General features: G+C 68.9%; 19 protein-coding genes. 6 read left to right on the top strand and 13 right to left on the bottom strand.

What is annotated here, in order from left to right; translation table 11 throughout:
* Positions 1 to 138: 138 nt before the first annotated feature.
* From ABD116_RS20925 to ABD116_RS20900, 6 genes are all read right to left on the bottom strand, one after another.
* Positions 139 to 1,413, bottom strand: coding sequence for a hypothetical protein (locus ABD116_RS20925; protein WP_343972580.1), 1,275 nt, complete (start codon positions 1,411 to 1,413; stop codon positions 139 to 141).
* Positions 1,410 to 1,931: a SigE family RNA polymerase sigma factor gene (locus ABD116_RS20920; protein WP_343972577.1), complete on the bottom strand. Its 522-nt coding sequence runs from the start codon at positions 1,929 to 1,931 to the stop codon at positions 1,410 to 1,412. The genes ABD116_RS20925 and ABD116_RS20920 overlap by 4 nt, the downstream gene beginning before the upstream one ends.
* Positions 1,932 to 1,996: 65 nt before the next feature.
* On the bottom strand, positions 1,997 to 2,656 hold the full coding sequence (locus ABD116_RS20915) for a response regulator (RefSeq protein ID WP_343972574.1): 660 nt from the start codon (positions 2,654 to 2,656) through the stop codon (positions 1,997 to 1,999).
* Positions 2,653 to 3,951, bottom strand: a complete 1,299-nt coding sequence (locus tag ABD116_RS20910; protein WP_343972571.1) for a sensor histidine kinase — start codon at positions 3,949 to 3,951, stop codon at positions 2,653 to 2,655. Before ABD116_RS20910 ends, ABD116_RS20915 begins: the two co-directional genes overlap by 4 nt.
* A gap of 39 nt (positions 3,952 to 3,990) precedes the next feature.
* The gene (locus ABD116_RS20905) at positions 3,991 to 4,764 is read right to left on the bottom strand and encodes a hypothetical protein (protein WP_343972568.1); all 774 of its coding nucleotides are present in this window, start codon (positions 4,762 to 4,764) and stop codon (positions 3,991 to 3,993) included.
* On the bottom strand, positions 4,761 to 5,483 hold the full coding sequence (locus tag ABD116_RS20900; protein ID WP_343972565.1) for an ABC transporter ATP-binding protein: 723 nt from the start codon (positions 5,481 to 5,483) through the stop codon (positions 4,761 to 4,763). Before ABD116_RS20900 ends, ABD116_RS20905 begins: the two co-directional genes overlap by 4 nt.
* Before the next feature lie 221 nt (positions 5,484 to 5,704).
* Between ABD116_RS20900 and ABD116_RS20895 the strand changes: the two genes are divergently transcribed.
* The 3 genes from ABD116_RS20895 (at position 5,705) to ABD116_RS20885 (ending at position 9,868) form a co-directional block, all read left to right on the top strand.
* Positions 5,705 to 6,541 (top strand): MIP/aquaporin family protein, encoded by an 837-nt coding sequence (locus ABD116_RS20895; protein ID WP_343972562.1) that lies wholly within the window; start codon positions 5,705 to 5,707, stop codon positions 6,539 to 6,541.
* 27 nt (positions 6,542 to 6,568) lie between these two features.
* The gene (glpK, locus tag ABD116_RS20890) at positions 6,569 to 8,086 is read left to right on the top strand and encodes a glycerol kinase GlpK (protein WP_343972559.1); all 1,518 of its coding nucleotides are present in this window, start codon (positions 6,569 to 6,571) and stop codon (positions 8,084 to 8,086) included.
* Between the two features lie 69 nt (positions 8,087 to 8,155).
* Complete coding sequence (locus tag ABD116_RS20885) at positions 8,156 to 9,868, top strand: glycerol-3-phosphate dehydrogenase/oxidase (protein WP_343972556.1); 1,713 nt, start codon at positions 8,156 to 8,158, stop codon at positions 9,866 to 9,868.
* A 43-nt stretch (positions 9,869 to 9,911) separates the two neighbouring features.
* Here the strand turns inward: ABD116_RS20885 and ABD116_RS20880 are convergent, their stop codons facing one another.
* Positions 9,912 to 10,406: a winged helix-turn-helix transcriptional regulator gene (locus ABD116_RS20880; protein ID WP_343972553.1), complete on the bottom strand. Its 495-nt coding sequence runs from the start codon at positions 10,404 to 10,406 to the stop codon at positions 9,912 to 9,914.
* Positions 10,407 to 10,482: 76 nt separating this feature from the next.
* Here ABD116_RS20880 and ABD116_RS20875 point away from each other — a divergent pair, with 76 nt between their 5' ends.
* Together ABD116_RS20875 and ABD116_RS20870 are read left to right on the top strand one after the other, a co-directional pair.
* Positions 10,483 to 10,953 (top strand): nuclear transport factor 2 family protein, encoded by a 471-nt coding sequence (locus ABD116_RS20875; protein WP_343972550.1) that lies wholly within the window; start codon positions 10,483 to 10,485, stop codon positions 10,951 to 10,953.
* A 53-nt stretch (positions 10,954 to 11,006) separates the two neighbouring features.
* Positions 11,007 to 11,825, top strand: coding sequence for a GNAT family N-acetyltransferase (locus tag ABD116_RS20870; protein WP_343972547.1), 819 nt, complete (start codon positions 11,007 to 11,009; stop codon positions 11,823 to 11,825).
* 36 nt (positions 11,826 to 11,861) lie between these two features.
* Here the strand turns inward: ABD116_RS20870 and ABD116_RS20865 are convergent, their stop codons facing one another.
* Complete coding sequence (locus tag ABD116_RS20865) at positions 11,862 to 12,254, bottom strand: hypothetical protein (RefSeq protein ID WP_343972544.1); 393 nt, start codon at positions 12,252 to 12,254, stop codon at positions 11,862 to 11,864.
* A 178-nt stretch (positions 12,255 to 12,432) separates the two neighbouring features.
* On the opposite strand from ABD116_RS20865, the gene ABD116_RS20860 reads away from it, so the two are divergent.
* Positions 12,433 to 13,248 carry a GNAT family N-acetyltransferase gene (locus tag ABD116_RS20860; protein ID WP_343972541.1) on the top strand — a complete coding sequence of 272 codons (816 nt, stop codon included), beginning with the start codon at positions 12,433 to 12,435 and terminating at the stop codon, positions 13,246 to 13,248.
* 3 nt (positions 13,249 to 13,251) lie between these two features.
* Here ABD116_RS20860 and glpK (ABD116_RS20855) read toward each other — a convergent pair whose 3' ends face one another.
* The 5 genes from glpK (ABD116_RS20855) to ABD116_RS20835 all read right to left on the bottom strand — a co-directional run bounded on the left by glpK (ABD116_RS20855) (position 13,252) and on the right by ABD116_RS20835 (position 20,750).
* A complete protein-coding gene (gene glpK / locus ABD116_RS20855) occupies positions 13,252 to 14,760 on the bottom strand; it encodes a glycerol kinase GlpK (protein WP_343972538.1) in 1,509 nt (502 codons plus the stop codon).
* A gap of 48 nt (positions 14,761 to 14,808) precedes the next feature.
* Positions 14,809 to 15,567, bottom strand: a complete 759-nt coding sequence (locus ABD116_RS20850; protein WP_343972535.1) for an IclR family transcriptional regulator — start codon at positions 15,565 to 15,567, stop codon at positions 14,809 to 14,811.
* A 48-nt stretch (positions 15,568 to 15,615) separates the two neighbouring features.
* A complete protein-coding gene (locus tag ABD116_RS20845) occupies positions 15,616 to 18,141 on the bottom strand; it encodes an ABC transporter permease (RefSeq protein ID WP_343972532.1) in 2,526 nt (841 codons plus the stop codon).
* Positions 18,141 to 18,899, bottom strand: coding sequence for an ABC transporter ATP-binding protein (locus tag ABD116_RS20840; protein ID WP_343972529.1), 759 nt, complete (start codon positions 18,897 to 18,899; stop codon positions 18,141 to 18,143). The genes ABD116_RS20845 and ABD116_RS20840 overlap by 1 nt, the downstream gene beginning before the upstream one ends.
* 165 nt (positions 18,900 to 19,064) lie before the next feature.
* On the bottom strand, positions 19,065 to 20,750 hold the full coding sequence (locus ABD116_RS20835) for a ribonuclease J (protein ID WP_343972526.1): 1,686 nt from the start codon (positions 20,748 to 20,750) through the stop codon (positions 19,065 to 19,067).
* Between the last annotated feature and the right edge of the window lie 83 nt (positions 20,751 to 20,833).

Here is a 20,833-nt window from a genome sequence, read left to right as displayed (position 1 = left end):
GGCGCGATTCGTTGACTCGGGGCCTGAGTGCTGGCGTGGGCGGGGTCGAAGGAGCGCGATGTGGGTTGGTTGGCGTCGGCGGCCTGCTCGCCATTGGTTTGGGTGGACAGTTCGGTGGGTCGGGGTGGGCCTATTTGGTCAGTCGACTCGGTAGCCGACGGGGAAGGCGAAGTGTTCGCCGTTCAGGTTGGCGCGGTCGGTGGAGAAGTTTTCGGCTACGCCGCGGCCGATGACGTCGCAGCGGAGGGTTTGGGTGGAGCAGCGGAGGAGGTCGGTGCGGTGGTTGGCTCGGGTGCCGGCGGTGGTGAAGGTTTCGTTGTCGAGCCATTGGCCGAAGCGCTGGTGTTGGTAGCCCGTTGCCAGTAGGGGGATCTCGCGGCCGGTGTCGGTGGCGAACAGTTGGATGCCGGTTTCGCTGGGGTCGCCTGGCTCGGGTCGGGTGACGACCACGTGTTCGGCGTCGGGCGAGAAGGCGCCAGTGAGGCTCTGGGTGGGTTGCGGGAAGGTCAGCTGGAGGGGGTGACCATCGGCGGGGTCGAGAGTCGGGCCGACGACCAGGCGGCCGTTCGGTGCCTTGGCGTCGAGGGTTTGGTACAGGAACTTGCCGTCGGAGATTGCTTGGGTGTCCAGGATGAGGATGGGGGTAGCAGGCCAGGAGAAGACCTTGCCCTGCTTGGTCCTGAGATCGACGCGGAAGACGCGCTTGTCGGCGGCGAAATAGGCCATTCCTTCGTCGATGGCGAGCAGGCGGCTGACGTTGGGGCTGCCGGCGACTCCGGGCACTGGCTGCCCGGTCGGGATTCGGAGGAGCTGGCGGCGGGCGGCGACGTCGTACACGACGATGGCGGTCGGCGGGCCGGTCTGCTTCGTGGCGAACTCAGCCCAGCCGGCCAGGCTGCCGTGATCGTCGGCGACGAGGTTGCTGCGCGCGTACTTGCCGCCGATTCGGTGGCTGCCGGTGCGGTCGAGCAGGGTGACGTAGCCGCGGCCGGCGTCGGAGCCGTCGGGAGCGGGCTTGCCGTCCAGGCCGCCGTCGCCGTGCGGCATGGTGACGTAGACGAAGCCGGCATCGGTCTGGACGTAGTTGTTGAACAGTTCGCCCTTGCCGATCGAGAAGACCTCCTGGCCGTAATGGAGCTGGTCGCGGACCGCATAGGTGGCGCGGCGCTGGGCGAACGGCTTGGCCGTCTGGCCGGCGGGGTCGGCGGTGCCGGAGGGGTGGCTGGTCTCGTTCAGCACGCCGAGGCCGGAGGCGACGACTACTGCCGCGATCGCCCCGACGCCGAGTACGCCGACGGCCCGGCGACGGCGCATCCGGCGCTCGCCGGTGGTCATGATGGTGTCGAGGTCGAGGGTCGACGGCTCGGTGGCGTCCGCCCGCTCGACCAGGGTGTCCTTGAGCAAGTCTGTCATGACTTCAGTCCTGCCTTCTCGATGATCTGTCCGGCGTCGCCGAGGTTCTTGCGGAGTTTCTTGAGCGCGTCGGAGACCTGGCTCTTGACGGTGCCGACCGAGCAGTCGAGCACCTCGGCGGTCTGTACCTCCGTCAGGTCCTCGTAGTACCGCAGAACGATCGCGGCCCGCTGTCTCGGCGCCAGCCGCATCAGCTCGTGCCAGAGCCAGATCCGGGCGGTCGCGTCGTCACCGGTGAAGGCCTGCTCCGGTACGTCGTCCTGCGGGCGCTCGAAATGCCACGACTTCCGCCGCCACCAGGTGATCGCCGTGTTGGTGATCACCCGCCTGGTGTAGGCCTCGGCGTTGGTCGGGTCGCTCAACCGCCGCCAGGCGACGTACGTCTTGGTGAGCGCCTCCTGCACCAGGTCGTCGGCCAGGCCGCGCTCACCGGCGAGCAGAAAGGCGTAGCGATAGAGCGCGCCGTGCCTGGTGGTGGCGAACTCCTCGAACCCGGATCGGTCCGTCCTGCCTGCCATCGGTTCTCCTCACCTCGGCCCTTGTATCCGCCCTGACGTGATGAAGCCGCTGAATGGTTGGGTGGCTAGCTCCCCGGGCGGACGATGCCGGTTTCGTAGGCGTGGACTATGACTTGGGCTCGGTCGCGGAGGTTGAGTTTGGTGAGGAGGCGGCCTACATGGACCTTGACGGTTGCTTCGGACAGGTGGAGGTGTCGGCCGATCTCCTTGTTGGAGTGGCCGCGGGCGATTTCGAGGAGGATTTCGCGTTCGCGGGGAGTCAGGCCGGCCGGGGGATCCGAGGCCGGTACGCCGGGAGACGGTAGGTGGTCGGCGAACTTCTCGATCAGGCGGCGGGTGACGGCAGGGGCGACCGCCGCGTCGCCGGCGGCGACTATCCGGATGCCGTTGATCAGGTCGGCGGGGAGGGCGTCCTTGATGAGGAAGCCGGAGGCGCCGGCGCGGAGGGCGGCGTAGACGTAGTCGTCGAGGTCGAAGGTGGTCAGGACCAGGATCCGGGCGGGGGAGCCGGACGCGACGATCTGACGGGTTGCCTCGATGCCGTCGAGGACCGGCATCCGGATGTCCATCAGGACCACGTCGGGGGTGAGGGTTCTGGTCAGCGCGACCGCTTCCTGGCCGTTGCCGGCCTCGCCCACGACTTCGAGATCCGGTTCCTGGTTGAGGAACGCCCGGAAGCCGAGCCGGAGCAAGGCTTGGTCGTCGGCGAGAAGAACCCGGATCACGCTCGCGCCCCTTGGCGTGGCGGAAGGGCGGGTGCAGGTCGCGGCGTGGTGGGTGCGGTATGTGGCGGCGAGAGATCGAGCGGGAGGTGGGCGTGTAGGTGCCAGCCGGTTGGGTGGAGGGGGACGGCGCGGATTGTGCCGCCGTACGCCGTGGTGCGTTCGGTGATGCCGAGGAGGCCGTGGCCGCCGGGGATCGGTGCGGGGGCCGGCGTACGGGCGCCGTCGTCGGTGATGTCGAGGTCCAGTCCGTCGGAGGTGCGGCTCAGGCGGACCGTTGCGTGGGCCGCGGGGCCGGCGTGTTTGAGTGTGTTCGTGAGGCCTTCCTGGACGATCCGATAAACGACCAGGCCGACGCCGTCGGAGAGCGCTCCACCGAGCTCACTGACGCTGAGCTCGACGGACAACCCGGCGTCCCGGACCTGCGCAACGACTTCAGTGAGGTCGGCGATGCCCGGTTGCGGCGCCAGCGACTGCCCGTCCGCTAGTGGCTGACCATCCCGCAGTACGCCGACCAGCCGGCGCATGTCGGTCAGGGCCGCCCGCCCGGTGGTCGACGACTGCCGCATCAGCTCGGTCGCCTGGCCGGGATCGGTCGCGGCAGTCGCAGCCGCGCCGTCGGCGAGCGCGACCATGACGGCCAGATTGTGCGCCACCACGTCATGAACCTCCCGGGCCAGTTGGGTCCGCTCGGCCGCGACGGCGATCCTCGTCTGCGCCTCCAGTTCTTGCTGCCGGTGCCGGATGCGTTCTTGCTCAGCCGACTCTCGCAGGCGCAGGGAGATCGCCAGCAGGCAGATGACGGCGACGATGGAGCAGATTCCGATCAGGGTCGAGAGGTGGCCGTCGCTGGTCAAGGTTGCGACGACCACTGCGGTCAGTACTGCCGCGAGCGCGGGCCACAACTGGATCAGCCGGGCGTACCGGGCAACGCCGTAGAGGGCGAACAGTGGGGCGAAGACGAGATAGACGCCGGCGACATCCAGCAGAACGCAGAAGCCGACCAGGGCGAGGATCGACCAGAAGACCAGGACCGGGGCACGCCGTCGCCAGATCAGCGGCAGGTGTACTGCGGCGAACAGCAGCCAGGTCGCACCGGCGATCCCCGGGCCCGACCCGATCGCTCCTGGTGCGGTCGACCCGCCCACCGTCGCCGGGAGCACGATCAGCGCCACGAGCGCGGTGAGGCACGCGTCGACCAGCCGCGGCGGACGGATCACCAGCCGGGGCGGATGGATGACCCGCCGGGGCAGGCGGACGGCCAGCCGGGGCGGGCGGATGCTCCAACGGCCTCTCAACGGCGGACGCTCCAGCGGTCTCTCATCGGGTCCTCCAGGTCACACGTCGCGGCGCCGGAGCAGTGCTGCGGCCCACGCCAGCAACAGGATGACCCACCCGAGGACCACCGCGCTGGAGATGCCGGGGGAGAGCATCACGTCCGGGGCGCTCCCGACCTGGACCATGGCCTCCGACGTGTTCCGGAACATGCCCTGCAACGCGAGCGTGGGGAAGTACGGCAAGGCGCCCTGGAACGACACCGGAAGCGCAGACATCAGCACCGACGGCAGCACGACCAGCAAGAGGATGTACGCCGACAGCGCGCCCGCCGTACTCCGCAGCAGCGTCCCCAATGCAAGCGCCATCAACCCAGCGGCCACCGTCGCGCCGACCGCTCCGAACAACGACCGCAAGATCCCCGGATCCCCCAGGGAGAGCCGGAAAGCGCTGTCGGTGAACGCCTGGAAGGTGAGGAACGCACCGAAATACGCGACGAGCAAGGCAGGTGTCGCCACCACGACGAGCACGATCGCCTTGGCCCACAACACCGGCAGCCGGCGCGGGATCGCGGCGAAGGTCGCCCGGATCACCCCCGACTGGAACTCACCGGTCATCATGGTCAGCCCCAACACCCCGATCGCCACCGCGAACAGCAGAAAGCCGCCGCCCACACTGAGCGTCGCCGAAGTCGCCTGGGCATGGTTGGCGTGCCCGATCCAGCCGGACAACGCACTGAAGACCACCGGCAGCGCGATCAGCACCGCCCAGTTCGCCGGCGACAGTTTGGTCCACTCGGACCGGAGTACGTGCTGGAACGCCAGCCCACTGGTCATCGCGATCCTCCCGAGAACTCGACCGCGTCACCGGTCAGCCGGAGGTACGCCGCTTCGAGCGACGCATGACCGGAGGTGAGCGCGGCCATCGGCAAATCGGCCAGCAACCGCCCGCGACCCACCACCACGAGCTGGTCGGCGGTCAACGCCATCTCACTGATCAGGTGCGACGACACCAGAACCGTCCGCCCCTCGGCCGCCTGGGCACGCAGCAGGTTGCGCAGCCAATGGACCCCGGCCGGGTCCAGCCCGTTCGTCGGCTCGTCGAGGATCAGCGTCGACGGCTCGCCCAGCAGCGCCGCAGCGATCCCGAGCCGCTGCCGCATCCCCAGCGAGTACTCCGACGCCTGCCGGCCCGCCGCCGAGGTCAGCCCAACCAGGTCGAGCACCTCCTCCACGCGGCCGCGACCGAGCCCGTGCGTCTGTGCGAGCGCCAGCAGCTGCCGGTACGCCGTACGCCCCCGCTGCACCGGCGTCGCCTCGAGCAAGGCGCCAACCCGACGCAGCGGATCAGGCAACCCGGCGTACGGAACCCCGTCGATCGTCGCCGACCCACTGGTCGCCTGCACCAGCCCGACGAGGATCCGCAGCGTGGTGGACTTGCCGGCCCCGTTCGGCCCGAGGAACCCGGTCACCCGCCCCGGCCCGACCGCGAAGGACAGGTCGTCGACGACGGCCGCGCCGCCGTACCGTTTGGTCAATCCCTGGATTTCGATCATGCCCCGACGCTAGGAACCAGGCACCCTCCCCGGCGTCTGCCCAAGGTCTGCGAACCGCCGCCACGCGGTACGCCGAAGGTCGTACGTAGCCCCCGAGTGTCGTAGACCTGTGGCAAGGTGGTCCCGTTCGACAATGTCGAACGAGTGGCGTTGTGCCGCCTCGCTAACGCTCCTACATTCCAGTTCTCCGTGGTCGTCACGGGGTGGAAGGGAGATCAAGCATGGCTACGACCGAGGCGGTCAAGGCGAAGACCCTTCTGGGGGAGTGCTCCGCCGAGCTCGCCGGCACGTTCATCCTGATCCTGTTCGGCTGCGGCGTGGTCGCGCAGGTGGTCGCGGGCGGGATCGGGGACCACGACTCCATCGCGTGGGCCTGGGGACTCGGTGTGACACTGGGTATCTACGTGGCGGGCCGGATGACCGGCGCGCACCTGAATCCGGCGGTGACGATCGCGCTGGCGGCGTTCCGCGGGTTCAGCTGGAAGAAGGTGCTGCCGTACTCGGTGGCACAGTTCCTCGGAGCGTTCCTGGCGGCGCTCGTGGTTCGCTGGAACTACACCGAGGCACTGCACAAGGTCGACCCGGGCCTGACGATCAAGACCCAGGGCGTCTTCTCGACCCTGCCGGGCAACGGCAGCATGGATCTCGGCGTCCACATGTGGGGCGGCTTCCGGGACCAGATCATCGGCACGGCGATCCTGATGATGGTCATCCTGGCCATCACCGACCTGCGCAACACCTCCCCGGCGGCCAACCTCGCGCCGCTGATCGTCGGCCTGCTGGTGGTCGGCATCGGGATGGCGTGGGGCACCAACGCCGGGTACGCGATCAACCCGGCCCGTGACTTCGGTCCGCGGCTGGCGTCGTTCTTCACCGGGTACGGGGGAGCGATGAAAGACCAGTTCGGGGACGTCTATTTCTGGGTGCCGATCGTGGCACCGATCATCGGCGCCCTGGTCGGCGCGTTCCTGTACGACCTGCTGGTCGGGCGCAACCTGCCGATCGCCGACGAGGACGAGGAGCCGGGCCGGATCCCGGAGGAGAAGACCACCGCATGACCCGCGAGCGTGAGGAGAGGAAATTCCATGGCTGACTTCGTAGGTGCCGTCGACCAGGGCACCACGAGCACCCGCTTCATGATCTTCGACCACTCCGGCAACGAGGTGGGCAAGCACCAGCTGGAGCACGAGCAGATCCTGCCGCAGGCCGGCTGGGTCGAGCACAACCCGGTGGAGATCTGGGAGCGGACCAGCTCGGTGATCCGGACCGCGCTGAACGCCCAGGGGCTGCATGCGAGCGACCTGGCGGCGCTCGGCATCACCAACCAGCGCGAGACGGCCGTGGTCTGGAACCGCAAGACCGGCCGGCCGTACTACAACGCGATCGTCTGGCAGGACACCCGGACCGACCGGATCGCCTCGGCGCTCGAGCGCGAGGGCAAGGGCGACGTGATCCGGCAGAAGGCCGGTCTGCCGCCGGCGACGTACTTCTCGGCCGGCAAGGTGCAGTGGATCCTGGAGAACGTCGACGGGGTCCGCGAGGCGGCCGAGGCCGGTGACGCCGTGTTCGGCAACACCGACACCTGGCTGCTGTGGAACCTCACCGGCGGTACCGAGGGCGGTGTCCACGTCACCGACGTGACGAACGCCAGCCGCACGATGCTGATGAACCTGGAGACGCTCGACTGGGACGACGAGCTGATCTCGTTCTTCAACATCCCCCGCCAGATGCTGCCGGAGATCCGGCCGTCGTCGGACCCGAACAAGTACGGCGAGACGCTGACCAATGGGCCGCTGGGCGGCGTAGTACCGCTGACTGGTGACCTCGGTGACCAGCAGGCGGCCACCGTCGGCCAGGTCTGCTTCAACCCGGGCGAGGCCAAGAACACCTACGGCACCGGCAACTTCATGCTGCTGAACACCGGTACCGAGCTGGTCCGGTCGAAGGCCGGCCTGCTCAGCACGATGGCCTACAAGTTCGGTGACGAGGCCCCGGTCTACGCGCTCGAGGGATCGATCGCGGTCACCGGGTCGGCCGTGCAGTGGTTGCGCGACCAGCTCGGCATCATCTCCGGCGCGAGCGAGACCGAGACACTGGCCCGGCAGGTCCCGGACAACGGCGGCGTGTACTTCGTACCGGCGTTCTCCGGCCTGTTCGCGCCCTACTGGCGGTCGGATGCGCGTGGTGCGATCGTCGGGCTGTCCCGGTTCAACACCAACGCCCACCTGGCGCGAGCAACACTGGAAGCGATCTGCTACCAGAGCAAGGACGTCGCCGACGCGATGGAGAAGGACTCGGGCGTCAAGCTGGAGGTCCTCAAGGTCGACGGCGGAGTCACGGCGAACGAGCTCTGCATGCAGATGCAGGCCGACATCCTCGGGGTGCCGGTGAGCAAGCCGGTGGTCGCCGAGACGACGGCCCTGGGAGCGGCGTACGCGGCCGGCCTGGCGGTGGGGTTCTGGAACAACACCGACGAGCTGGTGCAGAACTGGAACGAGGACAAGCGCTGGAACCCGGAGTGGAACGACGAGCAGCGCGCCGAGGGGTACAAGGGCTGGGAGAAGGCCGTCCAGCGCACCCTCGACTGGGTGGACGTGGACTAACGCGGTAGTGGGCAGCGTTAAGTAGTACGAGGGTTTTTGCAGTACGAGGGAACGACGGAAGGAACAGACGTGGGCGCAGTGGCACTGTCACCGCAGGCAAGGACCGAGGCCATCGAGGCGATGGCCGACGGCCGGGAACTTGACGTCCTGGTGATCGGTGGCGGGGTGGTCGGCACCGGGTCGGCCCTCGACGCCGCCACCCGGGGCCTGACCACCGGACTGCTGGAGGCTCGCGACTTCGCGAGCGGCACCTCCAGCCGGTCCAGCAAGCTGGTGCACGGTGGCTTGCGTTACCTGGAGATGCTGGACTTCCGTCTGGTGCACGAGGCGTTGCAGGAGCGTGGACTGCTCCTGCAACGCCTGGCACCGCACCTGGTGAAGCCGGTGCCGTTCCTCTACCCGCTGCAGCACCGGTGGTGGGAGCGGTTCTACGCCGGCTCCGGTGTGGCCCTGTACGACGCCATGGCGCTCAGCTCGGGTCTCGGCGCGGGCCTGCCGATCCACAAGCACTTGACCCGGCGTGGAGCGATGCGGCTGGCGCCGTCGTTGAAGAAGTCGGCACTGGTCGGCGCTCTCCAGTACTACGACGCGCAGGTCGACGACGCCCGTCACACGATGGAGCTGGCCCGTACTGCGGCGTCGTACGGCGCACATGTCGCCAACCGGGTCAAGGTGACCGGCTTCCTGCGACAGGGGGAGCGCGTCACCGGCGTACAGGCGAAGGACCTGGAGAGCGGGCGGGAGTTCGAGGTCCGCGCCAAGCAGGTCGTCAACGCGACCGGCGTGTGGACCGACGACACGCAGGCGATGGTCGGCGAGCGCGGGCAGTACCACGTGCGCGCATCGAAGGGCATCCACCTGGTGGTGCCGAAGGACCGGATCCAGTCCAGCACCGGGATGATCCTGCGGACCGAGAAGTCCGTGCTGTTCATCATCCCGTGGGGCCGGCACTGGCTGATCGGTACCACCGACACCGACTGGAACCTGGACAAGGCCCACCCGGCCGCGACCAGCAAGGACATCGACTACCTGCTCGACCACGTGAACGCAGTGCTGGTGACGCCGTTGACGCGCGAGGACGTCGAGGGCGTGTACGCCGGGCTCCGACCCCTACTGGCGGGGGAGTCGGAGAGCACCTCGAAGCTGTCGCGTGAGCATGTCGTCGCGCACGCGGCCCCCGGGCTCGTAGTGGTTGCCGGTGGCAAGTACACGACGTACCGGGTGATGGCCAAGGACGCCGTCGACGCGGCCGCGAACGCGCTCGACGGGCGGGTGCCGAAGTCGGTCACCAAGAACACGCCGCTGGTCGGCGCCGACGGCTACCACGCGATGTGGAACCAGCGGCACCTGATCGCGCAGCGCTCGGGGCTGCACGTGGCCCGGATCGAACACCTGCTCAACCGGTACGGCGCGCTCATCGACGAGGTGCTCGCGCTGGTCGAGAAGGACCCGTCCCTGGGGGAGCAGTTGCCTGGCACACAGGACTACCTCAAGGCCGAGGTCGTCTACGGCGCGACGAACGAAGGCGCTCGTCACCTGGACGACATCCTGGCCCGCCGGACCCGGATCTCGATCGAGGCCTGGGATCGCGGCGTCGAGGCTGCCGAAGCGGCTGCCCGGTTGATGGCGCCGGTGCTCGGCTGGACCGAGGAGACGATCGAGCGCGAGGTCTCCTTCTACAAGCAGCGCGTCCAGTCCGAACGCGACTCCCAGGACCAGCCCGACGACGAATCCGCCGACAAGGTCCGCTTGGGAGCACCGGACATCGTCTCCCCGGCCTGATCCCCTTTTCAGCAGCAGCCCCGAGGTTTCCTCGGGGCTGCTGTCATGTGTGCAGGACGGAGGCGATCAGCGCCGTGCCTGGCGCTGAACGGCCGCCGGGGCCGGGGGACGCGGTGGTGTTGGCGGTGGTGAGTTGGTCGCCGCACTCGGAGCAGCAGATCGTGGGAGTCGAGGGCTTGCCGCAGGTGGTGTGGGTGAAGCGGATGGGCTGGCCGGCGGGTGGGGTGGCCCAGCGGTCGCCCCAGGCGGTGAGGGCGATCAGGACGGGGATCAGTTCGCGGCCGGGTTGCGTGAGGGAGTAGGCGTAGCGGACCGGGTTCTCCTGGTACGGCGTACGCGCCACCAGGCCGGCCTCGACGAGCGTGGCCAGGCGGGCGGTGAGCAGGTTGCGGGAGATGCCGAGGTCGGCGACGAACTGGTCGAACCGGTCCAGGCCCAGGTACAGGTCGCGCAGGATCAGTGGACTCCACCAGTCGCCCATCACCTCCAGCGACTGGGCGAGGGAGCAGTGCATCTCGGCGAAGCTCGTGTTCCGCATGTCATCAGTTTAGTCAGTTGCTGCATTGAACTCACTAGGCCTAGGCTCGGAGCCACACCGACGAGGGGAGAGCGGCATGTACCACCGGATCGTGGCGGGCAAGGTGCGGGCGGCGTTCGCGGAGATCAGCGCCGGCAACTGGGAGGCGATGGTGGCCGGGATGGCGCCGGAGTTCACCTACCGGTTCTACGGTGACCACGCGCTGGGTGGTGAGCGGCATACGCGCGACGCGCTCCGGCGGTGGTGGGAGCGGTGCTTCAGGTTGTTGCCGGAGACAACCTTCGAGGTGCGGGACGTGCTGGTCGCCGGCTGGCCGTGGGACACCCGGGTGGCGACCGCGGTGACGGTCAAGGTCGGCGTGGTCGACGGGTCGCGGTACGAGAACGTCGTGCACCAGTTCGTCCGGATGCGGTGGGGGAAGATCACCGAGGTGCGGACGCTGGAGGACACGGCGGTGCTGGAGCGGACGCTGGACCGGCTGGCTGCGGCCGGGTTCGAGGAGGCGCATGCCGCGCAGATCACCGACGAGGTGCCGGCGGTCGCTTGACCGCGTGCGGTTGTCGCGGCAAGCAGGTGGGCCGGCTGGTTAAAGTATGCAGTATGAATCTCGTGGAGCTGGCCGAGCTGGCCGAGGCCGATCTGATGTTCGGGATCGCCGGGATCGAGGGGCCGGTGCGCGAGGGCCTGGGGATCACCGGGCAGCGGTTCGGCCGTGGGGTCGCGATCTCGGTGCGGGAGGATCCGTCGCAGTACTGGTCCAGGGCGCAGGGGTTCGGGTTCGACCGGCCGGTGACGGCTGAGCTGATCGGTGAGGTGGTCGAGTTCTACCGGGCCGCGGGCACTCCGATCGCCCATTTCAACCTGGCGCCGGACGTGTTGCCGGCGGACTGGGACGAGGTCCGGGCGGCGTACGGGCTCGAAGCGGGTGGGACGGTCGTGAAGCTGGTGCGGGACGCTTCGCCGGTGGCCGAGGCCGGGACCTCGTTGCGGATCGGACCGGTCGATCGAGCCGACTCCGACGACGTCCGGGCGTGGGTCGAGACGCAGATGATCAGCTTCGGCCTGCCGGACCGGGACGGATTGTTGAGGCGGATGCTGGCCGCGCTGTGCCAGGTACCGGCCTTCCAGCCGTACGCCGGGTGGGATGGCGGCAAGTTGGTGGCGACGGCCGGGCTGTATGTCCACGGTGAGGTCGGTGAGTGCGTGAGCGCGGCGACCTTGCCGGAGTACCGGGGGCGCGGAGCCCAGTCCGCGCTGATCGCGTTGCGGGTGGAGGATGCGCTCGCGGCCGGCTGCAAGTGGCTGTCCACCGAGACAGGCAAGCCGGCCGAGGGTGAGCGGAACCCGTCGCTGGACAACATGCGCCGGGCCGGTTTCAAGGACCTGTACGACCGGCCGTCCTGGACCTGGAAGCCATAGCGGCTCCCCGCTCGATGCGAGGAGCCGCGCGGCCGCCTACTGGTTCGCGATGGTGACGGTGTAGTTCGCCTCGTCGTCGGTGAACTGGTAGTCGCCGGCGCCGGTGATCTTCTTCGCGCCGAGGTTGTCGTCGTCGTCCGGCGAGTCACCCTCCATCAGCGTGAGCACATGGTCCTGGGTGACCGGGACGTCCTGGATGTCCTTGCTGTCGCCCGAGATCATCTGGACCGGACCCCACAGCACCTTGCCGTCCTGCACCAGGTAGGCGTCGTCGGCGCCGGTGAAGTCTTCTTGCTGATGGCAAACGATGTGAGTGATCTTCAGCCCTGCCTGGACCTGGGTGCCGGACGCCTGTGCGCCCACCGGGGCGGCGACGATCGAGGCGGTACCGAGGGTCGCGGCGATCAGCAGGTTGCGTACCGAGGACATGGTTTCCTCCCGAGTTTGTCTGCTTGTCATCGAACGCCTGCGACGCTAGGCAGCGGCTGTGTCAAACGCTTGACAGCCACATCACGGTTGCCGCTCTTCGACCCTGGTCGAAACGTCCCGGCTTGGCCGGATCGCCTACCCTGGTTGAAGAATCACTCATACCCGGAGGACCTCGCACATGTCGCTGGACCGGATCACCCAACTGCTCGAGACCGCCGAGGCCGAGGCGATCTGGGGGTATGAGACGCATGTGGCGCCGGAGGTGATGGAGCGGTTCGGGATGGCGTCGGCGCGGATCGGTGGTGGGGTGGCGCTGGCGGTGCGAGACGATGCGACCAACTACTGGAGCCGTGCCCTCGGCTTCGGTTTCACCGAGCCGGTCACGGCCGAAGTGGTTGCCTCGGTCACCGATTTCTACCGCGGCAACGGCAACCCGATCGCGGTGCTGAATGTCGCGCCGTCGGTGCTGCCGGCGGACTGGGACGCGATCTGCGCGAAGGAAGGCATCACGGGCGGCGGTACGTGGGTGAAGCTCGCTCGGCCCGCAGGGCTGGTCAACGCGCCGGAGACGGAGTTGCGGGTGGCCGAGATCGAGCCGGCCGATGCGGAGCTCTGGGCGACCGTGCTGACTCGTGGGTTCGGGATGCCGGAGGAGTTGCTGGTGCCGATGTCGAAGGGCGTCGTGGGCCAGCCGGGCTGGACGGCGTACGGGGCTTATGAATGCGACCAGTTGATCGCTGCGGCGGCGCTGCTGATCACCGGCGAGGTGGCGGAGTTCTGCGGCGCGGCGACCTTGCCGGAGCATCGCGGGAAGGGTGCGCAGTCGGCGCTGCTGGCGGCGCGGGCTGCCCGGGCGGTGGCCGAGGGCGTGAAGTGGTTCAGCGCGGAGACAGGCAAGCCGGATGAGGGCTCGAAGAACAGCTCACTCAACAACATGATGCGGGCCGGGTTCGAGGTCCGGTACGACCGCCGGAACTGGATCTGGCGTCCCTGAGCCCTACTGGTCGGGGCGGATCCAGCCGAAGGTGCGCTGGACCGCTGCCTGCCAGTTCGCGTACTCCGTGGCGCGCCGGTCCGGATCCATGTGGGGGAGCCACTGGCCGGCTCGGTGCCAGTTGCTCCGCAGCCCTTCGAGGTCGGGCCAGTAGCCAACCGCTAGGCCGGCGGCGTACGCGGCGCCGAGCGACACCGTCTCGGTGACCATCGGCCGCACCACCGGTACGTCGAGCAGGTCGGCGAGGAACTGCATCAGCAGGTTGTTCGCCGTCATGCCGCCGTCGACCTTGAGCGCCTTGAGCGCGATCCCGGAGTCGGCGTTCATCGCGTCGACGACCTCGAGCGTCTGGAACCCGGTCGCCTCGAGCACCGCCCGGGCGAGATGGCCCTTGGTGATGTACGACGTGAGCCCGGCGATCACCCCACGGGCCTCACTGCGCCAATGCGGCGCGAACAGTCCTGAGAACGCGGGCACGATGTAGGCGCCGCCGTTGTCCTCGACCGTGCGCGCGAGCGTCTCGATCTCGGCGGCGGTGTGGATCAGGCCGAGGCCGTCCCGGAACCACTGGACCAGCGAGCCGGTGACCGCCATCGACCCTTCCAGCGCGTACGCCGCGGGCTCCGACCCGATCTGGTAGGCGACCGTCGTGAGCATGCCGTGCGTCGACCGGACGATCTCCTTGCCCGTGTGCAGCAGCAGGAACGAGCCGGTGCCATAGGTGCACTTGGCCTCACCGGGGCTGAAACACGTCTGCCCGAACAGCGCTGCCTGCTGATCGCCGAGGGCCGCACCGATCCGCACGCCGGGGAGCACCATGGTCGCGGTCGCGAAGACGCCCGACGACGGCCGGATCTCGGGCAAGACGCTGCGCGGTACGTCGAACGCGGCCAGCAGTTGGTCGTCCCACTCGAGCGTCTCGATGTTCATCAGCATCGTCCGGCTGGCGTTCGTCACGTCCGTCGCGTGCAGACCGCCGTCGGGGCCGCCGGTGAAGTTCCAGATCAGCCAGCTCTCCATCGTGCCGAACAGCACCTCGCCGCGGTCGGCTCGCGCGCGCAGGCCGGGGGTGTGGTCGAGCATCCAGCGGAGTCTTGGGGCGGAGAAGTACGTGGTCAGCGGCAGGCCGCAGAGGTCGGCGAAGCGGTCCGTACCCTCGTCGCCGGCGAGTTCCTGGACGAGCCGGTCGGTGCGGGTGTCCTGCCAGACGACGGCGTGCCCGATCGGCTGGCCGGTGCGGCGGTCCCAGAGCAGGCTGGTCTCGCGCTGGTTGGTGATGCCGATGGCAACGATCTGGGACGGCTCGGCGCCGATCTGGCGGATCGCGGCCGGTACTACGCGCGTGACGTTGCGCCAGATCTCCGCCGCGTCGTGCTCGACCCACCCCGGCTTGGGAAAGATCTGCCGATGCTCCCGCTGCGCCACCGACACCAACCGCCCCCGCCGATCGAACAAGATGCACCGGGTGGAGTTGGTCCCCTGGTCGACCGCAGCAACATATTGCTCAGCCATCAGCGGGACCTCCGAAGGGCGGCGGAGGGCAGAGGTGGTGGGAGGCCATCAGCGGTCCTCGCGGAGGTCTCGGCCGATGGCTTCGGCGGTGGCCCGGACCATGGTGACCAGGTCGGTGCGGTGGCGGAGGCGGCTGTCGCAGATGCGTTCGATCCGGCCGGTGAGGCCGACCGCGCCGACAACGAGCCCGCCCAGCCCTCGGATCGGCGCCGCGATCCCGGCCAGCTCGACCGTGTGCTCCTCGAACTCCCCGGCCCACCCCTTCGCCCGTACGGCGGTCAGCTCCTCCGCCAAGCGGGCGGGATCCGTGATGGTCCGCGTCGTATAGGCGTCGAGCTTCCGCGGCCGGGCAGCTCCGGACGCATCGAAGGCGAGCACCGCCTTGCCGAGAGCGCACGCATGCGGCGGGAGCGTAGTACCGACGTCGAGATCCTGATCGCTGTCGTCCGGCCGGAAGACGTGGTGGACGACGACCACCTTGCCCTCGACGAGCCGTCCGACCCGGACCACCTCGCCGCTGCGAGACGCCAGCGAGTCGGCCCAGTTGATCGCCCGGCTCCGCAACTCGTTCGGATCGAGGTATGTCTCGCCGAGCCGCCCAAACGCGTCACTGAGCCGATAGTGCGCCCCGCTGCGGTCCTGCTCCACGAAACCAACCTGATGCAGCGTCTTCAGAATGCCGTGCACTGTCGTCTTCGCCAACCCGAGCGCATTGCCGAGGTCAGCGACACCCAAGCCGTTCGGCGCTGCGGCGAGCAGTCGCAGCACGGCCGCGGCCCGCTCGATCGACTGCACGCTGCCCGGCACACCCGCAGGCTACCTGCGATTGCCTGTCGTGGCTGCGGCTCGGACACGTCACTCGGCCGCGATCGCCCGCAGTACGTCGAGCTTCGCTGCGCGCCGTGACGGCCACACTGCAGCCAGTACGCCGACCACGCCCGCCACCACGACCGCGATCAGCAGCTGGAACACGGGGATGTCGAGGACGCTGAGGCCGTCCTCCGTCATCACGTGCTGGATCGCCGCCGCGAACAGGACCCCGACCAGCAACCCCAGCAACGCGCCGAGCAAAGCGATCGCGATCGCCTCCACCTGGAGCATCCGGCGCAGTTGCGGCCGGTCCATCCCGATCGCCCGGAGCAGGCCGATCTCCCGGGTGCGCTCGATCACGCCGAGCGCGAGCGTGTTCACGATGCCGAGCACGGCGATGATGATCGCCAGCGTGAGCAGCATCGCGATCACCGCGAGCACCATGTCGATCGGCTGCTGCTGGCTCTTCGCGAACGCCTGCTGGTCGCGGACCGCGACGGCGGGGTAGTCGGTCAGCGCGGCGGCCACCGCCAGCTTGACCTGGCCCGAATTGGTGCCGTCGGCAACATCGACGTACAGGGTGTTGTCGGTGCTCGCGCCGCCGGCCTTGGCGAAGGCGGGCTGAGCCAGGATGATCGCGTTGAGCTGGCGGTTCGGCGCGATGATGCCGGCCACCTGCAGCGTCTGCTTGCCGCTGGTCGTGGTCAGCTCGAACTTCTTCGCGACGACCAGGTCGAGCTGCTTGGCGAGGTTGCGGGGGATGACCGCTTCGCCGTCATCGAGGCCGTCGGCCGAGCCGGAGACGAACCGGGTGGTGATCGGGCCGTCGATGGTCCCGTCGTCGATGCCGGCCACGGTGACCCGGTGGCCGTCGATATCGCCGGGCATCTGCCGGACCCGGTGCACCGCGGCGACGCCGGGGACCTTGGCGATCTTGTCGCCGACCTCGCCGCTGAACGGCTCGTCGCCGCTGACCAGGAGTTCGGCGGTACCGATCGCGTCCTGCAGATTGCGGTTGACCGAGGCCTTGGCGGACGCGGCGATGACGACCAGCCCGCTCACGAGAGCGACCGAGATCATCAGGGCGGACGCGGTCGCCGCCGTACGCCGGGGGTTGCGTGCCGCATTGCGTCGACCGAGCGTGATCGGGGCCTTGCGGCCGAATGGGGCCATCAGCCCGCGGACGGCGTACCGGCTGATCAGGGGGCTGGTCATCACCACGCCGAGCAGGGCGAGACCGGCGCCGAGGCCGAGGAGGATGGCCGCAGGCAGGCCTTGCAGGGTGAAGGCGATCGCGACCAGGAAGGCGGTCATCAGGAGCAGGAAGCTGCCGATGATGAGGCGGAGGAGCAGTGAGCGTTCGGGGACGCTGACGTCGTCACGCATTGCCGCGACGGGGGGCAGCTTCCCGGCGCGACGTGCTGCGGGCAGGGCCGCGAAGAGGGTGACGCCGATGCCGACGAGGTAACAGGCGATCACGGTCGGGGCGCTGATCTGCAGGCTCGAGCCGGGGATCGCGAGGTCGAGGGACTGGTAGAACGCCTGCAGGGCGGCGGCGACGCCCGCGCCGATCAACAGGCCGAGAGTGGAGCCGATCGCGCCGATGATGAGCGCCTCGATCATGACCGTGCTGGTGACCTGGCCCCGGGACGCGCCGATCGCGCGGAGCATGGCGAGCTCGCGGGAGCGCTGGGCGACGAGCATCGAGAAGGTGTTGACGATCAGGAACGTGCCGACGAACAGGGCGAGCCCGGCGAACAGCAGCAGTACCGCGCTGAAGCCGCCGAAGGTGTTGTCGACGGCGCTCTCACCGTCCGCCGAGACCTGCGCCGCCGTCCGGACGCTGACGTCCTTGCCCGCGACCTTGCTGATCGCCTGGATGACTGTCTGGACGTCTTGACCGGGTTGGACCGCGACGGTGATCGAGGTCCAGCCGGGGCTGCCGAGCAGCAGCCGCTGGGCGGTGACCGAGTCGAAGGTGATCAGCGGGGCTCCGGCCGACGCGCCGGTGAGGTTCGGGGTGGTGATCGCGGTCATCGTCGCGGTGACGGCCTTGCCCGGGGTGACGACCTTGACCTGGTCGCCGACCTCGTAGCCCTCGCGCTTCGCGGTCGACTGGTCGAGGGCGAGTTGCTCCTGACCCTGCGGGGGCTGGCCGGCGAGGAGCTTGAGGTTGGCCGTCCGGGGGTCGTGCGGCCAGCCGGTGGCGTACGTCGGTAGGCCGAACGCTTCGGTCGGCTTGCCGTCGGTACCGAGGATCTGGGCGCCGGGGACGAGTACCTGAGGGTCGCTGCTGGCGACGCCGGGGAGGTTGGCGATCTGGTTGGCGAGGTCGGACGTGAGCGTGGCCGGGCGGGCGTTGGACAGGCCGGCGTTGTGCTTGAGGTTCTCGACCGGGGTGACGGTGATGTCGGACGGGCTGCCGGCGAAGTTCTTCTTCAGCGCGGCCGAGAGCGTGTCGGTGAAGATCAGCGCGCCGCCGACGAAGGCGACGCCGAGCAGGACGGCGACCGTGCACAGCACGAACCGGAGCCGGTGCGCGAGCACCGACCGGAGGCCGAGCTTGAGCATCAGCCGGCCTCTTGGGTGTCGAGCTGCTTCATCTTGTCGAGCACGGTGTCCGCGGTCGGGTCGAGCAGCTCGTCCTGCAGCCGGCCGTCGGCGAGGAAGACCACGCGATCGGCGTACGAGGCCGCGGTCGGGTCGTGGGTGACCATCACGACGGTCTGGCCGAACTCGCGGACCGAGCGATGCAGGAAGCCGAGCACGTCGGCGGACGAGCGGGAGTCGAGGTTGCCGGTCGGTTCGTCGGCGAACACGACCTCGGGGCGGGAGGCGAGGGCGCGGGCGCAGGCGACGCGTTGCTGCTGGCCGCCGGACAGCTCGGACGGCTTGTGGTGAAGGCGGTCCTGGAGCCCGATCGCGGTGACGACCTTGTCGACCCATTCCTGGTCCGGTTTGCGGTTGGCGAGGTCGAGGGGGAGGGTGATGTTCTCCATCGCCGACAGGGTCGGGACCAGGTTGAAGGCCTGGAAGACGAACCCGATCCGGTCGCGCCGCAGATGGGTGAGGCGCTTCTCGTCGAGCCGGGTGAGGTCGACGTCGCCGAGCATGACCTGGCCGGCGGTCGGGCGATCGAGCCCGGCGAGGCAGTGCAGCAAGGTCGACTTGCCCGAGCCGGACGGGCCCATGATCGCGGTGAACCTGCCCTTGCCGAACTCCAGGTCGACGTCGGCCAGCGCCTCCACCCGGGTGTCCCCGGACCCGTAACTCTTCCCCAGCCCGCTGGTCCGGATGGCAACACCCTGCCCGACAACTCTCACCGTCACAGCGAGAACGCTAACCCCCACCAGGTCCGTCCCACCCCACCAGCCCGGTACGCCGTACCGGCACCGGCCCATGCGGACGGGTAGGCCGCCCCGACCCCGCCCAGCTGTCGATGGCCCTGCCCGCCCACCACCCGTGGTTGGTGGCGGGTGGGCAGGAGCGCTGCCTCAGGCGTCGATGACGACGGGGATGATGACCGGGCGGCGGCGCCAGTGGCGCCAGGTCCAGTTGCCTACCGCGCGGCCGACGAGCTCTTCGAGGGCGTTGGCGTCGCCGATGCTCTCCGAGGCGGCCTTGGCCAAGGTGTCCTCGATGACCGGGATGACGTCCTTGAAGGTGGTGTCGTCGTGGACGAAACCGCGGGCCAGGAAGTCCGGCGGCTCGGCCAGCAGGCCCGTGTTGGCATCGACCAGCAGAACGACGGTGACGACGCCCTCCTCGGCCAGCGTGCGGCGGTCCTTGAGGTTCGCCTCGGTGACTCCGCCGACCGTCATCGCGTCGACGTACACATACCCGGCCTCGACCTTGCCGACGATCTTCGCCCGGCCCTTGTCCAGGTCGACGACCACGCCGTCCTCGGCGATGATCACCCGATCGGCCGGTACCCCGGTGGCGACCGCGAGTGCCGCGTTCGCCTTCAGGTGCCGGTACTCGCCGTGGACGGGCATCACGTTGCGGGGCTTGATCAGGTTGTAGCAGTAGACCAGCTCGCCGGCGCTGGCGTGACCGGAGACGTGCACCTTGGCGTTGCCCTTGTGCACGACGTTCGCGCCCCAGCGGATCAGGCCGTTGATCAGGCCGTAGATCGCGTTCTCGTTGCCGGGGATCAGCGAGCTGGCCATCAGCACCGTGTCGCCCTCGCCGATCCGGATCATGTGATCGCGGTTCGCCATCCGGGCCAGGGCCGCCATCGGCTCACCCTGGGAGCCGGTGCAGATCAGGGTGACCTTGCGGTCGGGGAGCTTCTCCAGCTCCTTCAGGTCGACGATCAGCCCCTTCGGCACCTTCAGGTAGCCCAGGTCGCCGGCGATGCCCATGTTGCGCACCATCGAGCGGCCGACGAAGGCGACCTTGCGGCCACCGAGCTTGGCCGCGTCGAGCACCTGCTGGATCCGGTGCACGTGGCTGGCGAAGCTGGAGACGATGATCCGGCCGGGAGCAGTCCGGAAGACGGTGTCGATCGCCGGGCCGAGGTCCTTCTCCGACGTGGTGAAGCCGGGCACCTCGGCGTTGGTCGAGTCCGTCATGAACAGGTCGACGCCCTCTTCGCTCAGCTTGGCGAAGCCGCGAAGGTCGGTCAGCCGGCGGTCCAGCGGGAACTGGTCCATCTTGAAGTCGCCGGTGTGCAGGACGATGCCGGCCTTGGTCCGGATCGCCACCGCCAGGCCGTCCGGGATCGAGTGGTTGACGGCGAAGAACTCGGTCTCGAAGGTGCCGACCTTGCGCCGGTCGCCCTCCTTGACCTCGATCGTCTTCGGGGTGATCCGGTGTTCCTTGAGCTTGGAGGTGATGAACGCCAGGGTCAGCTTGGAGCCGATCACCGGGATGTCGGCGCGCTCCTTGAGCAGGTACGGGACGCCGCCGATGTGGTCTTCGTGGCCGTGCGTGAGGACGATCGCGTCGATCTTGTCCAGCCGGTCCCGGATGTAGCCGAAGTCGGGCAGGATCACGTCGACGCCCGGCTGGTGCTCCTCGGGGAACAGCACGCCGCAGTCCACGATCAGCAACCGGCCGCGGTACTCGAACACGGTCATGTTGCGGCCGATCTCGCCGAGACCGCCCAGAGCGACCACGCGGAGCGCGGTGTCGGGGAGGCGGGGCGGCTGGCCGAGGTCGGGATGCGGATGACTCATAGTGCGGACCGTATCCCGACCGGGCGGTTGTCAATGGCATCGACCGGGTGTGAGCAGAAACTCAGCTCGGTGATACGGCAGCT

The organism is Kribbella koreensis (genome assembly GCF_039525325.1).
Lineage (GTDB): Bacteria > Actinomycetota > Actinomycetes > Propionibacteriales > Kribbellaceae > Kribbella > Kribbella koreensis.
This window is presented reverse-complemented; position numbering and strand designations above follow the sequence as displayed.

What these genes read in the sequence shown, in the direction of transcription:
- ABD116_RS20880 (WP_343972553.1), bottom strand. Translation starts at nt 10,406, where the DNA reads ATGCGGAACACGAGCTTCGCCGAGATGCACTGCTCCCTCGCCCAGTCG.
- ABD116_RS20900 (WP_343972565.1), bottom strand. Translation starts at nt 5,483, where the DNA reads ATGATCGAAATCCAGGGATTGACCAAACGGTACGGCGGCGCGGCCGTC.
- ABD116_RS20835 (WP_343972526.1), bottom strand. Translation starts at nt 20,750, where the DNA reads ATGAGTCATCCGCATCCCGACCTCGGCCAGCCGCCCCGCCTCCCCGAC.
- ABD116_RS20905 (WP_343972568.1), bottom strand. Translation starts at nt 4,764, where the DNA reads ATGACCAGTGGGCTGGCGTTCCAGCACGTACTCCGGTCCGAGTGGACC.
- ABD116_RS20845 (WP_343972532.1), bottom strand. Translation starts at nt 18,141, where the DNA reads ATGCTCAAGCTCGGCCTCCGGTCGGTGCTCGCGCACCGGCTCCGGTTC.
- ABD116_RS20920 (WP_343972577.1), bottom strand. Translation starts at nt 1,931, where the DNA reads ATGGCAGGCAGGACGGACCGATCCGGGTTCGAGGAGTTCGCCACCACC.
- glpK (WP_343972538.1), bottom strand. Translation starts at nt 14,760, where the DNA reads ATGGCTGAGCAATATGTTGCTGCGGTCGACCAGGGGACCAACTCCACC.
- ABD116_RS20925 (WP_343972580.1), bottom strand. Translation starts at nt 1,413, where the DNA reads ATGACAGACTTGCTCAAGGACACCCTGGTCGAGCGGGCGGACGCCACC.
- ABD116_RS20895 (WP_343972562.1), top strand. Translation starts at nt 5,705, where the DNA reads ATGGCTACGACCGAGGCGGTCAAGGCGAAGACCCTTCTGGGGGAGTGC.
- ABD116_RS20860 (WP_343972541.1), top strand. Translation starts at nt 12,433, where the DNA reads ATGTCGCTGGACCGGATCACCCAACTGCTCGAGACCGCCGAGGCCGAG.
- ABD116_RS20870 (WP_343972547.1), top strand. Translation starts at nt 11,007, where the DNA reads ATGAATCTCGTGGAGCTGGCCGAGCTGGCCGAGGCCGATCTGATGTTC.
- ABD116_RS20865 (WP_343972544.1), bottom strand. Translation starts at nt 12,254, where the DNA reads ATGTCCTCGGTACGCAACCTGCTGATCGCCGCGACCCTCGGTACCGCC.
- glpK (WP_343972559.1), top strand. Translation starts at nt 6,569, where the DNA reads ATGGCTGACTTCGTAGGTGCCGTCGACCAGGGCACCACGAGCACCCGC.
- ABD116_RS20875 (WP_343972550.1), top strand. Translation starts at nt 10,483, where the DNA reads ATGTACCACCGGATCGTGGCGGGCAAGGTGCGGGCGGCGTTCGCGGAG.